The sequence below is a fragment of the Zhongshania aquimaris genome, from assembly GCF_019312595.1.
Classification (GTDB): domain Bacteria; phylum Pseudomonadota; class Gammaproteobacteria; order Pseudomonadales; family Spongiibacteraceae; genus Spongiibacter; species Spongiibacter aquimaris.
Genome location: NZ_JAHWDQ010000001.1, coordinates 1,617,595 through 1,631,216, shown reverse-complemented (window position 1 = coordinate 1,631,216; position 13,622 = coordinate 1,617,595). Strand labels below are relative to the sequence as shown.

The 13,622-nt window shown below is 50.3% G+C and carries 13 protein-coding genes; 4 read left to right on the top strand and 9 right to left on the bottom strand.

Annotated features, from left to right (window positions below):
• Positions 1 to 98: 98 nt before the first annotated feature.
• Complete coding sequence (locus tag KXJ70_RS07360) at positions 99 to 1,040, top strand: hypothetical protein (protein ID WP_219042771.1); 942 nt, start codon at positions 99 to 101, stop codon at positions 1,038 to 1,040.
• Between the two features lie 62 nt (positions 1,041 to 1,102).
• On the opposite strand, the gene KXJ70_RS07355 is transcribed toward KXJ70_RS07360, so the two are convergent.
• The 5 genes from KXJ70_RS07355 to KXJ70_RS07335 form a co-directional block, all read right to left on the bottom strand.
• A complete protein-coding gene (locus KXJ70_RS07355; protein ID WP_219042770.1) occupies positions 1,103 to 1,393 on the bottom strand; it encodes a type II toxin-antitoxin system RelE/ParE family toxin in 291 nt (96 codons plus the stop codon).
• Entirely contained in the window at positions 1,386 to 1,754 is a 369-nt protein-coding gene (locus KXJ70_RS19630) for a TA system antitoxin ParD family protein (RefSeq protein ID WP_255558215.1), read from the bottom strand. Before KXJ70_RS19630 ends, KXJ70_RS07355 begins: the two co-directional genes overlap by 8 nt.
• A gap of 250 nt (positions 1,755 to 2,004) precedes the next feature.
• Positions 2,005 to 2,742 (bottom strand): hypothetical protein, encoded by a 738-nt coding sequence (locus tag KXJ70_RS07345; protein WP_219042769.1) that lies wholly within the window; start codon positions 2,740 to 2,742, stop codon positions 2,005 to 2,007.
• Positions 2,726 to 3,148, bottom strand: coding sequence for a hypothetical protein (locus tag KXJ70_RS07340; protein WP_219042768.1), 423 nt, complete (start codon positions 3,146 to 3,148; stop codon positions 2,726 to 2,728). The genes KXJ70_RS07345 and KXJ70_RS07340 overlap by 17 nt, the downstream gene beginning before the upstream one ends.
• Positions 3,148 to 3,378: a hypothetical protein gene (locus KXJ70_RS07335; RefSeq protein ID WP_219042767.1), complete on the bottom strand. Its 231-nt coding sequence runs from the start codon at positions 3,376 to 3,378 to the stop codon at positions 3,148 to 3,150. Before KXJ70_RS07335 ends, KXJ70_RS07340 begins: the two co-directional genes overlap by 1 nt.
• Positions 3,379 to 3,517: 139 nt before the next feature.
• On the opposite strand from KXJ70_RS07335, the gene KXJ70_RS07330 reads away from it, so the two are divergent.
• The 3 genes from KXJ70_RS07330 to KXJ70_RS07320 all read left to right on the top strand — a co-directional run bounded on the left by KXJ70_RS07330 (position 3,518) and on the right by KXJ70_RS07320 (position 9,219).
• Entirely contained in the window at positions 3,518 to 4,483 is a 966-nt protein-coding gene (locus KXJ70_RS07330) for an SDR family NAD(P)-dependent oxidoreductase (RefSeq protein ID WP_219042766.1), read from the top strand.
• A 115-nt stretch (positions 4,484 to 4,598) separates the two neighbouring features.
• The gene (locus tag KXJ70_RS07325) at positions 4,599 to 5,471 is read left to right on the top strand and encodes a bile acid:sodium symporter family protein (protein ID WP_219042765.1); all 873 of its coding nucleotides are present in this window, start codon (positions 4,599 to 4,601) and stop codon (positions 5,469 to 5,471) included.
• 430 nt (positions 5,472 to 5,901) lie between these two features.
• Entirely contained in the window at positions 5,902 to 9,219 is a 3,318-nt protein-coding gene (locus KXJ70_RS07320; protein ID WP_219042764.1) for a hypothetical protein, read from the top strand.
• A gap of 73 nt (positions 9,220 to 9,292) precedes the next feature.
• Here the strand turns inward: KXJ70_RS07320 and KXJ70_RS07315 are convergent, their stop codons facing one another.
• The 4 genes from KXJ70_RS07315 to KXJ70_RS07300 form a co-directional block, all read right to left on the bottom strand.
• Positions 9,293 to 10,780 (bottom strand): hypothetical protein, encoded by a 1,488-nt coding sequence (locus KXJ70_RS07315; RefSeq protein WP_219042763.1) that lies wholly within the window; start codon positions 10,778 to 10,780, stop codon positions 9,293 to 9,295.
• 213 nt (positions 10,781 to 10,993) lie between these two features.
• Positions 10,994 to 11,497 carry a DedA family protein gene (locus tag KXJ70_RS07310; protein WP_219042762.1) on the bottom strand — a complete coding sequence of 168 codons (504 nt, stop codon included), beginning with the start codon at positions 11,495 to 11,497 and terminating at the stop codon, positions 10,994 to 10,996.
• Between the two features lie 244 nt (positions 11,498 to 11,741).
• The gene (locus tag KXJ70_RS07305) at positions 11,742 to 12,389 is read right to left on the bottom strand and encodes an energy transducer TonB (protein WP_219042761.1); all 648 of its coding nucleotides are present in this window, start codon (positions 12,387 to 12,389) and stop codon (positions 11,742 to 11,744) included.
• Positions 12,390 to 12,499: 110 nt separating this feature from the next.
• Positions 12,500 to 13,615 (bottom strand): M56 family metallopeptidase, encoded by a 1,116-nt coding sequence (locus KXJ70_RS07300; protein WP_219042760.1) that lies wholly within the window; start codon positions 13,613 to 13,615, stop codon positions 12,500 to 12,502.
• Between the last annotated feature and the right edge of the window lie 7 nt (positions 13,616 to 13,622).

The window sequence follows — 13,622 nt, the reverse complement described above, 5'->3', positions numbered from 1 at the left end:
TTAATCACCCTGAAGCTTAGACTCGCTATGTGCACGAGTTATAAAGCGCAACGCATTTGAATTTGCTGTTATGTCTACAACCAGGAGCCAGTCAGCAAGTGGAAATTGACACTTTGATATGCCAAATTGGTGACCTTGAAGAAGCGATTCGAAGACACATCAACACTCACCGATACCAAGTCGATCTACTCCAAGATTCGTCAAATTGGAATCAGATATGCAGCTCACTTGATGTTATTGGAGACACGATTTACGCAATAGGCTCGTATGAAGTTAGTGAATTCCCAAAGGACTCTGGGCTCAAGTATATTTATACGTACGGTTTGCTGCAGTCCCTTTTCTTGCAGCAAGATGCCTTGCGTCACCTGAGTGAGGCCTTCGATATTCAGCTCAGTCCCTCGCCTATCCTTATGGAAATAAGAGGTATACGTAACGCGTCGATAGGACACCCAACCAAGCAGAATCAGAAGGGCACACGTTTCCATAACTATATATCGAGAGTGTCGATGTCAAAGCATGGATTCGACCTATTGCGGCATTCCGAACACAGAAGCTTTGACATGATCAATGTGGATATTCAGGCTATGGTCGGAAAGCAGCTAGCCGAAGTGATCTTGGGATACACGGAAATCGCAAATAGATTAGCAGAGGCCGATAAAATGCATAAGGATAGGTTTAAAGAGTCACGACTCCGAGATGTTTTTCCGTCGGCCATGGGTTACTTCTTCGAAAAAATAGGCCAAGGTATTTGGGCTCATTCGTCAGGTGACCGGGAATTTGGGCAAGCTAATCCTAGAATGCTAAAAGAGACGTACGAAAATTTCCAATGCGCAATGGAAGAGAGGAACGAGCTTGGCGAATATACCAAATTCGATCTTGACCAATACTTTCATGCAATAGAGAGAGTAGAAGGCTATTTATCCGGCAACAGTGAGTCAATGGAAGAGCCAGATGCTCGCATATACTGGTCATATCTCCGTAACGAGCATGAAGCATTCGCAAAAATTGCTGAAGAAATTGACGAGCAGTATCAAAAATAGACATAACAAGCGCCGGCAGGCCGACGCCAAAAAGCGGCGCGGCTGCGGCGAGCGTTACGACTTTAGGTGCTGCGTTTGATATCGCGGTAAAAATTTTCATGTGAACCAAGTGCCATTAATTCAAGAGTCAGCGTGCCATCATTAAAACTGTATCCTAATAGTGTAAGCTGCTTACTCATCTTGAATTTGTGTACACGCAAAAAAGAGAGATCTCCTTTTTTCTGCTCACCAAGCGTCGGTTTCGACATTAGTTCTTTAATGGCATTATCCAGATCTTTCTTTTGATTGGGCTTAAGTTTCTTTACAGCTTTTTTGAAACTCGGAGTTTGTAAAACACCAGTTGCCTTAGCCAAAATCGTAGCTCTCTAGTTTTCCAGCCTCTTTTTCAGCTTTCGCAATTATTGCTTGCTTAACGAACTCGTATGGCAAATCCGGGTTGTCTTCCATCATTTCACCAATTTTAGCCCAATGCTCAATTTGCTTGGGTGGTGTTCGGTTCAGAGCCCTTGCCATAATAGTGGCTTTATCAATAAGGTCTTGGTCTAATCGTATGCTAGTAGTTGCCACTGTTATATCCTCTTTGGGGTCAATATTGCTAATATTGTAGCAATATGCCACAAATGAGGCAAGTTGCAGCAAATAGGTCAGTGCGACTCCAAAACCTGCGGTTTGCCGAACATTACCCAAGCGTTGAGGCTGTAAAAAACCTACCATATTTCATCATATTTGGATTTTTGACGGTCCGCTCTTATCAACAACGGCGCTTCTTTGCACAATACATTTCGGTTTTAACATTCGTCGACCAAAGCGGACATTTTGTGGATGAAAATACAGTTTGAGATTTGTTTCGACGGCTAGATATTGTGCGGATAGCAGGATTATTCAGAAGTTGAAGTTAATGCCTATCGCGATAATTAACGGGGTTTTTATCTGAGTTCTGTCTGCGATATTGAACTTGCTGGGCTTATTGAGTGTGACCGCGAGCCAAAATGTCATAGCGATGTTTTGTGGCGATAATGGTCAGCAGCACCGGCATTAATTTATTCCAGTCGGTGCCGGTGACTTTAAAAAAGCTATACGTCGCTAGCGCGAGCCAGCCTGGTGGGCCAATGAGTTGGGCGATGGTTGCAGATAATCCGGTATACGCGGCATAGGGTAGGGTGATGCCCATGGCGTGGGTGGCAAAACCAAGCGCGGTGGTCGCGCCTGCATACACCGCATAGCCAGATGCATTGGCCAGCGCTAATACGCTTGCCGCCGTGCGTAGGCCCGTGATGTTGCGGCTTTTGATTCCTGCGGCGTCCCACATTGGTGTCGCGTTAAATTCTTCGCTAAAAAATCGGTCTCGTTGCGCGGGGTTCATTTTCGCAAGTGCCGCAATGATAATAGCTTGAGGAATATAACGTTCGTATTCGTCCACCGTCTTGCAGTGTTTGTGAATGCGTAGCTTTTTTGCCGCGCCAGCGAGCAGTGTCTCGTAGCTTGGGCATGGCATTTCTTCACTACTATCTTGTCTTGTTACGCGCTTAAAATTCCGTGTAATACGGTGCCTCGTTCGCGAGTTGTACATCCACCGTATCTTGTCGACGATAGCATCAGTCGCGGTGTTGTTTTCGCCGAGATCGCAGAGTATGGCCAGAATGGTTTTGTCGCGCTCGTCCCAATCTGTAATGAGGTGTTTAAGTTCAGTCTGGCTTATCACGCTTTTTCCGTTCTAGCATAATGTCTGCTCGCGAGCGCAAGGGCGTGTTATGGCGCAAGCTGTCGAAACCATCGTGCTGTTCAATTGGCTCTGCTTTTGGCTTGTTTTGTGGTTGGTTTTTTTTACTGGAGGCATTTCTTTGGGCTTCAGCGGTTTTGGCTATTTTGCGTTCAACAAACCACAGATAGCTAACGCCTGCTGCTAACCATGCCAGCCATCGAAAGTAGAAAGCGAATGGGGCTAAAGTCGATTTATCTGTGGCGCTGAAAAAAGCCAGGGCTTCTGAGTGAATTAAATTCACCGCCAGCACAAAGAGCACCGTCGCGATGATCCCTAGCGCGCGCTGCTTAATATGGCGCCGCCAAATCATATACAGCACACCGCTGCGCAGTAAGGGGATCAACATTAAAAGTGGCCCAGTGTTAATGCCGCAATAAGCGCGGCAAGGCTATAATTCTTAAGCCTTCCCCGCAGCTTCACTTCCTCGTCATGTACCAGAATTTCCAGCTCATCGGGATCTAATTCCGCAGCGGTGATACCTCGAAGTGCCAGTTGCTTCTTAGCATTGGCGATGGCGCCTTCGCGGATGCGTGTGCGATATTTACTGAGTAGCTTGTCTTTGCTTTGTGTAATCATGGGCTCGAAGAGATTGCTCGTTGATTGCTGGTATTAGACTAGATTACGCTGCGACTACTGCACATCAATCAAAATTTACTGCGATCGCGGTTCGTGCAAGAGAGCTTGAGACATTAATTTAAGCTTATAGCAAGGGATTATGACGGGCATGTTTGGAAAAATACAGGGCTTTGTAAGCGGCGCAAAAATGGCGGAAACGTTCAAATTGCAAGGGCGTCATTTTATTGTGACCGGCTGTGCCGAAGGCTCATTGGGCTATGCTACCGCCTTGCAGCTACTGGAGCAGGGCGCGGTGGTATCAGTAACGGTGCGCAAGAATAGCGCGGTGATTGCCGATGCTCTACGCCAGCAATTGGCAGCTTCCTATCATCCACATATGCATGCCTTTGATCTGGATTTAGCGAGCTATGATTCTGTTGAAGCCTTTGTCCAAGCCTATAAAACAGCGGGCTTAGCCTTAGATGTGCTAATAAATAATGCGGGTATTCATCTTGATCTCATGTCGAGATGGACTTCGCCAACATTAAGCGGCGATGGTTTTGAGATTCAATGGCGGGTTAATTATTTGGGCTCGGCACATTTAACGTATCGCCTATTGCCTTTACTGCAAGCCTCGGCCGCGACTTCCGGTGACAGTCGCATTGTGAATGTCGTGTCACAGCTGCACAGCCGAGGTCTGAATAGCGAGTTTATTCAACCGCGACGACCCTATAATTCCTGGAATGCCTATGGGCAGTCAAAGCTGGCTCTGGTGCATTTAACACGCAGTATTGATAGGCATTTTGCGAGAGATGGTATTACTAGTTATTGCCTGCATCCGGGCGCGGTATACACCAATGTGGCGGACAAGGGGCTGGCGGGCACTGGCTCGATTGCGGCGGTGCGAAACGCTTTGGCGCCGATTGAACGCTTTTTTATGAAAACGCCAAAGCAGGGCGCGCAAACACAAATTCATTGCGCCACTGCCGCCAAAGACGAATTAGTTTCTGGTGCCTACTATCGCAATATGCAGGTCGCTGTGGCCAGTGCAGAGGCAAATGATTCCGATGTTGCAGAGCGCTTATGGCTTGATCTGCAGAGCTGGATAAGTCAGAGCGAACGCTAAGTCTCGGGCGACTGCGAACTAAACAAATTTGTCACCTTTGTAACAGATAAAGGCCGCGTTTCACTCTACACTAGCGTTCTAAACAATTCGGTTATAACAATAAGGCAAAAGAAAGATGGGACAGAGTCTGTTTATTAGTATCGGTCTACCGGTTTCCCTTTTTATTATCATGATTGGCATGGGTCTTGGTTTAACGCTTGGCGATTTTGCAAAGGAGGCCAAGCATCCTCGTGCAGCAATAGTGGGAAGTATTGGGCAATTGGTGGTTTTGCCTGCGCTGGGATTTTTGGTGGCGTGGGGCTTAGGGCTACCGCCGGCGATTGCCGTTGGCTTGGTGATATTGGCGGCGTGCCCCGGCGGGGCGACGTCTAATGTGATTACCTACTTAGCCAGAGGGAATGTGGCCTTATCAATAGTGGTGACCGCCATTGCTAGCATCGCGACGATTATGACTTTACCGCTATTGGTGAACCAAGCGCTGAGCTGGCAGCTCGGTAAGTCGGCGGATGTCACAATGCCGGTTGTCGACACGATTACCATGTTAGTCATTATTGTCTTGCTACCCACTGGCATTGGTATGCTCATTCGCGCCAAAGCGCCGATGCTAGCCCTGCGCGCTGAAAAACCACTGAATGGTTTCGGTGCATTGGTACTGCTGGTATTAATCGTCATTATCTCCTACGGGCTGCGCGATCATCTTTTAGAGCTGTTGATACAAGCGGGGCCCGCTTGCCTACTTCTTAATATCCTGGGAATAGGCGCTGGCTTTGGTATTGCGCGCCTTGCGGGTGTGGCAAAAGGTGATCAGGTGGCCATCGCGGTAGAGCTGGGAATCAAAAACAGTACTATCGGCATTCTGGTAGCGACCACAATTCTTGGTTCGCAGGAGATGGCAATTCCGTCAATGGTATACGGCTTAACTATGTACGCGTATGGCGCGGGCTTGGTTGCATTTGGGCGGTCTGCTATTCCAGCAAAAGCGATTTAGTCATAGGGCGTCTAGCGATGAGCTTCGCAAGACAGTCCGCTAGACATTATCTTCAAAGACCCAGCCGACTACTAAATCATTAGTCGGCCATCAATACTCCCCATTGTTTTTAATCTTTGGAAGCCACTTTTTGCGCTTGTAATGTGGTTTGTTGCCTCAATTGCGGCTAAGCCGGTAAGCCCGTAAGTTCACCTAGTCAATTCACAATACCTTATCGATCAGTGTGGTTTTTTTACTAGATACTGCTCAGGCAGTGGCGCTGGTTAGTGTGGCTATGACACTTTGTGATTATAATGTGATTTTGTGCCGCGTTTAGCGCCCGCAATTTAGCAAAACTAGTGCTAGGCTATAGCTTAGTAATGCCCTGAGAACCGCTGTGGTCAGTTCCACCCGTCGCCGCAGTGCTAGAATAATTATGGGAGCACCACCGATGTTGTATATATCCAGAGCCTTAGTTGCGCTCAGTATCACTTTCTTATTGGCGGCCTGTGGCGGTGATTCCGTATCTACCACCCCACGCTCTAACCCGACGCCTGCGGCGTGTTCTGACAACCGCGATAACGACGGTGACAATTTGATCGACTTTCCCGCCGACCCCGGTTGCAGTAGCGCGAGTGATACCGACGAAACGGATCCTGCGCCATTGGCGCAATGTGCTGACGGGATCGACAATGACCTGGACGGCAAAATCGATTTGGCCGACCCCGGTTGCGCGAACATTAGCGACAATGACGAAACCGATCCGGTAGTAGCAGACGCGCAATGTTCTGACGGCATAGACAATGACGAAGATGGCAAAATTGATTTAGCCGATCCCGGCTGCACTAGCCCCAGTGACAACGATGAAATTGATCCGGTGACACCGCCGGAATGTTCAGACGGCATAGACAATGACGAAGATGGCAAAGTTGATTCGGCTGACCCCGGTTGCGATAGCGTAGGCGATAATGACGAAACCGATCCAGTGCCTGCAGCGCTGTGTGCCGACGGTATCGACAATGACTCAGATGGTAAAATTGATTTAGCCGACCCCGGCTGCGATAGCGCTGCAGATAACGATGAAACCGATCCAGTGCCAGCAGCCCAGTGTGCCGATGGCGTCGACAACGACTCAGACGGCAAAATTGACTTAGCCGACCCCGGCTGCGACAGCGCGACAGATAACGATGAAACCGATCCGGTAGCCCCAGTTCAGTGTGCCGACGGTATCGACAATGATCTAGATGGCAAAATTGACTTGGCCGACGACGGTTGCGCCGACGCCGCTGACGACAATGAAGACAACCGCCTTACCCGTTACGATTTGAGCAATGCCTGCTGGGCGATTAAAGACAACGCCAGCGGTCAGTATCTCGCCGCTGATGGCGCGGGTTATCGCGCCTCGGCGGCCGACGTGGCTGGGGCAGAACCGTTTTACTTGAAACCCACGGCTTTGGGTAAATACATGATTTACAGTGCCAGCCGTGAGCTAGTAGCCGCCGCTGGCAATGGTAATCTAGCGAATGTGGCTATTGCAGCGGCGACCGATAACGCCGAGTGGACCGTATTGGCGGTAGGAGATACCACGGATTATCCCGCAACTCCGGCTATTAATGTTGAACCCAGCGCTGAACAAGTGACCTTGTGGCAAGAATTCCAGGACCCGCTGGTCCGTTCAAATGCTTTCACGATTGGCTCTGATGTTACTGCGAGGGAACTGATAGTCGATGGCAGCGGTGCGGCTAAAACCGCCGCCAATGCCGACGGCAACCTTGATAGTTTTAGTTTTGAAACAACGAGTGGCTGCGCTAACTTCCCTGAGGCGCAGAGTAATTTTACCGGCGAACCCTTCAAAGGCACACAGCCAGATGGCAGCGTACTGGGCCATGCCGACGCCCATGTTCATATAAGCGCAACTGAATTTTTAGGCGGCGGCCATTGGGGGCACCCCTTTCATAAATTCGGCGTAGAGCACGCCCTGGGCAACTGCAGTGGCGCTCACGGCGAGACCGGTCATTTAGATCTGATCGGTGGTCTGTTCACACAGGACGTTGATGGTCATGCCACTGACGGCTATCCAAGCTTTTCTGATTGGCCATCGCGGGACAATCTTACCCACGAAGCCATTTACTGGAAGTGGATAGAGCGCGCTTGGGCGGGCGGATTACGAGTGATCGTCAACGACTTGGTCGACAATGAAACGCTTTGTGAGCTTCAGCGTAACGTGAGCTCCGATCCTCTGCGCGACTGTAATTCAATGAACAATGCGGGTCGTCAGGCCGGCACTATGTACGCGATGGAAAATTACATCGACGCGCAATACGGTGGCCCCGGCAAAGGCTTTTTCCAGATAGTGCACACGCCGAGTAAGGCGCGCAGCGTTATCGAAGACGGCAAAATCGCCGTGGTGTTGGGCATAGAAATTTCCAATTTGTTTGATTGCAAGGTCAAGTACAACCCGCTGCGTCAGCTGGGTCCTGAAGAGGAGCCTTCGGATAACAGCGGCTTCTTGGAGAATAAGTACAACTGCACCACGGAAGAGGGCAAACCTAACTCGATACTTACCCAGATGCAGCGGATAAAGGACTGGGGTGTGCGGCAGATTATTTCCATCCACGAATTTGACAATGCCTTTGGTGGGAACGGTATTTTCGATGGCCTCATTCTTAACCTAGGTAACCGCGAAAATAGCGGCGGTGTGCCCTCGGGTGATATCGCTGGATTGCTAGACCTATTTTCTGGTCAGCCCAATCAATCCCAGTTTGAATCATTGATAGCCAATCTGCCGAATACGGAGCTTCCTACCGGCGAATGGTGGACAACTTATAACTGTCCGATTGAGGGTGTAACGCCGGGCTTTAGTGGTTATCTGTGGGGTAGCAGCGGCGGCGCCGTTCAAAGCTATTTGCCCCAGCCTCCATGTATTCCAACTGGTCAGGGAGGGCGTTCCGGCGGTTCTACGCCCTGTTATCCGGCAGACATAAATCAGTGTAATGCGCGCTGGATGACGCCGGCAGGTCTGTATACCTACAGTAAAATGATGGAGTTGGGATTCCTGTTTGACTGGGATCACATGGAAATGGGCATGAAAACCCAAGCCCTAGAATTGGCCGAGGCGCAGACGCCGGCCTACCCCTTTGTCTCGACTCATGGCACGTTTGGTGGCACCACTATAGATCAGGCGACGCGGATGTTGGCTAACGGCGGCTTCCTATATCCCAGCAACGGGTCAAGTCGTGGCTTCCGTGAAGATATGGACGAAACCGCTGGCATATACACCGCGGCAATGGCGCTGCGCGCTGCCAAAGGGTTGGAGCCACTATTATTCGGCTTTGGCTACGGCACCGACACCAATGGTCTGTCGGCGCAGAGTGGCCCGCGCAACAACCCTGAAAACCCCATCACCTATCCGTTCACCCTGTTTGATGGCGAGCCGTTCACTAGTTTGACCGGGTTTGCCAATGTGCAGCCGATTGTCTTTTCGCAACCCGCCAGTGCCAATGTCGACGGCGAAGTGGTGCGCACGTGGCATGAAGACGTGGACGGCAATGCGCACTACGGTATGCTCGCCGACTTTGTTGAAGAGGTGGTCATTGATAGTGATAAGCCTGCACAGCAGACCAAGCACCTATTTAACTCTGCCGAGGCCTATCTGCGAACCTGGGAGCTCACCGAAGCATCGAGTGCGGCTATACAAGGACGAGGCGGCGTGATTAATCCCGGCGGTATATTGCGGCCGGCACCACCGGAAGGTAGTTTCGCGCCTTAAATAAGTTGTTCTTTAATATGCCCGGCTATGTCCGGGCTTTTTTTTACCTGTGCTTTATCAGGTTTGCCGTGCGTCAGTGGGGTAGCGATAGAATCCACAAGCCGCTGGTGGTCAGGCCGACCATTAGCGCCAGCATCGGTAGCTGGCTCAGAATGACTTTCCGCTCACCTTCAAACAAACGCTGCGCGAGCCGGTGTGCCACCAGTGCGCCGAGAACGTGGCCAATTAAAATACTGCCTAATTGAATATGCCAAACGGTATTTGCATCGGGAATAAACTGCCGCTGCAGCCAGTTGGCGGTGCCAAAAATATTGTCGCCGCGGCCTAGCGGGTCTGATATCAGACTAATAATTTTAATGCCTTGAGTTTGAATGAGGGTGTAGTAATGCGCTATGTGGTATGCCAGTGCAATGGGTAGCAGTGACGGCGCAAAACCCAGTGCTAGTTCGGTGATACTGTGCGAACTATTCGCCAGCCACTTGCCCAGCTGCAGGCTTAATAAATAGGCGAGCAAATATAGCGTCACAGACGCAAACAACCAGAATCCTTGCCAGTAAACAAACCACTGGCGCATTTGTGGAAACGCCGCCAAGGGATTGCTGCTGCTGAAATCGCGTAGCAGATTTTGATACAAATCTAGCCAGAACCATTGCTTCCATAATGTGGTTTCATGCAGACCATCGAAGGCAGTAGACGACAGCATAAACAAAATAAAGATCAGCAAACTCCAATGGCCTACTCGCAAGTCGGTTAAGTGCGCCAGCGGCCAGCGCAGCTGTAACTTGCCGGGCTCAGTGTGTTTTGCAGCTTGTCCTCGGTCAGTTGCAATATATTCCAGTGGCGAAAGTCGCGAGAGCAGAGCAAATAAGACGCTGAATATTTCGCCGTAGCGAAACCAGTTGCGGCTACCGAAAACGGCGACCGCCACAAGGTTCAATAGGCTATAAGCCAGTAGCATAATAGATAGTACATAGGGCGTACTGGCGCCGAGAAGTTCCAGCCAAATGAGCGCGCCATAAAGCAAAATTGCCGGCCAATAGCTTAGCCATGAAGGCCATGTGACGCGGGCACGGTCAAAGGCCCTGCAGAAGCGGTTGATGGCGGCGCTTAGGCAATACCAGGGATTGATGACTGAATAAATATTGCCAAACAGCGCGCTGCCATAGCTGGCTCCGAGTAAAAAAACAATCCAGAAGAAAGTCATATTGAAATTGCCATAGGGGCTGCGAACGCCCCAAAGGCCACTAACAATGCAGAGTAACAGCGCGCCAACGCTAAGAGATTGCGCCAGGGTTTTCAGGTGTAGTTTGCGCATCAATCTGATCGAGCGATGTTGGCTTAAATCGCGGCCTGTGCTTGTTGCGGGTAGTGCGTTTCCGGCGCTAAGGGCAATAAGTAAAAACGACAAAATAAGTGCAGCGGCGCTGCCCCAACCATAGAGCCAGAAGGGCATCGGCAGGGTGAAGACCTCACCGAAGCTGTGCGCCAGCGCAGGGCCGGGAATCAATACAATACCAAGCGCCGCGCCAAAGGCTAAGTGCCGCCGTTTAGGTAATTGCATGAGAGAGCATGTCGGCATAGTAAATACTGAGTTCGCTGCGAGGGCCTTATTCTAATATCTATTGGCGTTGCCAACGTCGCCCGAGGCGTAAGTTGAACGACGAGTGAGGCAGATATCCAACCCCGATAGTCGGGGAACAGAGAGGCTATTGCAAGCGCGTTTCGAGTCTTGGATATTGGCGTAGCGAAAGCGCTGGGATGCTTAGCGTATGTCTCAGCCTATAACGCCATCCACGCCGGTGATAATTAAGCCAAGCCCCATTGCCCAAATAGCACAGGCAAGAATATCAAAGATCAAATACCGCCACGCAGAAAAACCGCTGATGCCAGTCAACAGTGGAACAATACTGCGGATGGCCGTTAACAAGCGACCAATAAGTATCGCGCCCCAGCCAAAGCGCTGTATTAAATTCTCGGCTTTTTGCAATTTAGAAGCGTAACGCAGCGCAAAGCCCGATTCGTGAAATTTAGGGCCGGCGAGCTTTCCCAGGTGATAACCGGCATTGTCCGCAAGCAAGGCGCCCATAAACGCGGCGGACATAATCTCTGGAATAGTCGCAATGCCCTGTGAGTAAATAAATGTCGTGACGACCACAAGCACCGCGCCGGGAACAAACAGCCCCACTAAGACAGTGGCCTCGCAGAGCGCATTTAGGAACACAATAGCGAGGGCATACTGCGGATTGTTTAGTAGCGCCGAGGTGAGGGTGTCTGTCATAGTTTTAGCAATACACACATTTTTATAGATCCGTTAGTCGGCTGGCCAATACTGAATAAATTTTACGGTATGCGGCTTCAGTACATTAGCAGAGAATCGCGCTGCGACCTTATTCGCGCCCCATCGGCCTGCGGCGACGACTCTCTGAATGTCTTTTCTATTACGTGAATACTAGGGAAATCAGTTTTCTCACGCGCCGAAATTTTTAATACGAGTTGTCTTTCGTGGCGCTGTGACTGTTGGGTCAGTCGCTCAGGTCAAATCGAATTCGAGTTTGCTGGCCGGTTTGTGTCACCGGATAACCATCGACTTGTTTAGGTCGATACTTCCATCTTGCCAAGGCGCGTATTGCAGCTTTGTCGAAAGCACCTTCTGGTTCTGATTCGGTGACTCGTATATTTGTGGGTACACCGGCAGTAGAAATATCAAATATTAAATCCACGTAGCCCTCAATGCCTCGGGTGGCCATTCTGTTGGGGTAATCTGGTGCTATTCGCACGATTGGAATGGCGGTGGAATCGGTCGGCCCCGAATGATTGTGGCTAATTTTTTCGCTATGTGAAGGTGGTGTTAGGTCAATTGTGAAATCGACATTCTTCGCAATAGTTTGGGTTATTGGTGGCATTTCTGGCGGAGGTTCAACAGGCTCGGGACGAACAAATGGTGGCGGCAGTATCTCCGGCGGTCCGGGTGGGTCCATTACTACGGTGTTAATTTTGTGAGGCCCCTGCTCGGGTGGGGCGAGCATATCGTTGTGTACTAATCGTTCCATCAATAGCAAGATCAGTACTGTTACCGCGAGTGCTCCAAGTATTAGGCAGGGTATGCGATATAGCTGGTGCGGAATTGGAATGGCGTTATTTGCCTGTGCATTGGCACTTATTGCAGTCATAGTTACTCTCCAATCGCGTTGTTAACGCGCAGATATCCCTCTCGGTGTCCTGTTTTGGAAACCGATAGGTGGTTACGAAAGATAAATGAGTTGATTTACTTCAATGAAGATTACGGTGGCGCATTGGCGGGCGGATACCGCGGCGCGCGGTCGACCGTGGGAGGGGCGGGCGGGAGTTGGATGGCCTGTGCTTCTAGCGGTGAAGCTAAACGTTTTAAGAGCGCAGTACCGGGTTCGGCAATGACAACCGGCCGGGATCTTTGCCACGCCGCTTCACCAAATTGAGGTGTGTGAGTTACTTGCAAGGTGGTGAATTGAATCGCAGCTAGCGGTAAAGCCATTACTAACGCTAGTAATAGCCACGGCAAAATCGTGGGTGAAGCTTTACAAGATTCGCCTTGCCGCGGGTCTAGTATATTCCGTAAGCGGTATCCCAGACTGGATGTCGGCGCCAATGCAACACCCGCCGTGGTGCGCACACCTCTCGCCTGACAAAGCAACCATGCTGCGTATTCTGCTGGCGCTGCACCTGCATGTAGCGCACGTTGGTCGGCGGCAACTTCGGCTTCTTGGCACATGCTTCGGTAAATCTGCCACACAATCGGAATGGGCCAGAAAAATATACAGCTCAAACGCCCAAGTTGTTGTGTGAGCCAGTCGTGATTCTCAATGTGGCTAATCTCGTGTTGCAGTGCCCAGCGAATATGCGCATCCGACCAGTTCAATGCTTTCGTTGGTACGGCGATTACTGGCCAGACCGTGCCCCACGTCATTGGCCCAGTTATCTGATGAGTGCAGCGCAGGCGAATACGGCGCGAACTTAAGTTTAATAAATGACTTTGCCAGGGAGAATTGGGTATCGCTGTGGCGTGGTAGTGGCTGTACAACAATGTGAGAAGACTAATAAGCCAGTAGCTAATTAATATGCATACGCCCACGAGATATATTTTCATGAGCAGCGCGACCAGCGGGTTGCTTGCCAGTTGTTCGTTCTGAGGGGTAAGTGTAATCGGGTCGAGAATGACAGTGTGTGGAAGCACAGGTAAAAGCAGTGGGCGTAACCAGGGGCTAATTAATAGACTTAGTAATGCTGCCGTAAGCAGAACGAATGTGCAGCGTTGAAGTAATCTTGAGGGGCGGTGGCGCCACAACTCTAAAACCTCTCGACCTGCTATTAGCAGCAAGGTTGTTTCGAAGAGTGAAGATATCAACTGGGCACTGAGCATGGCTGCT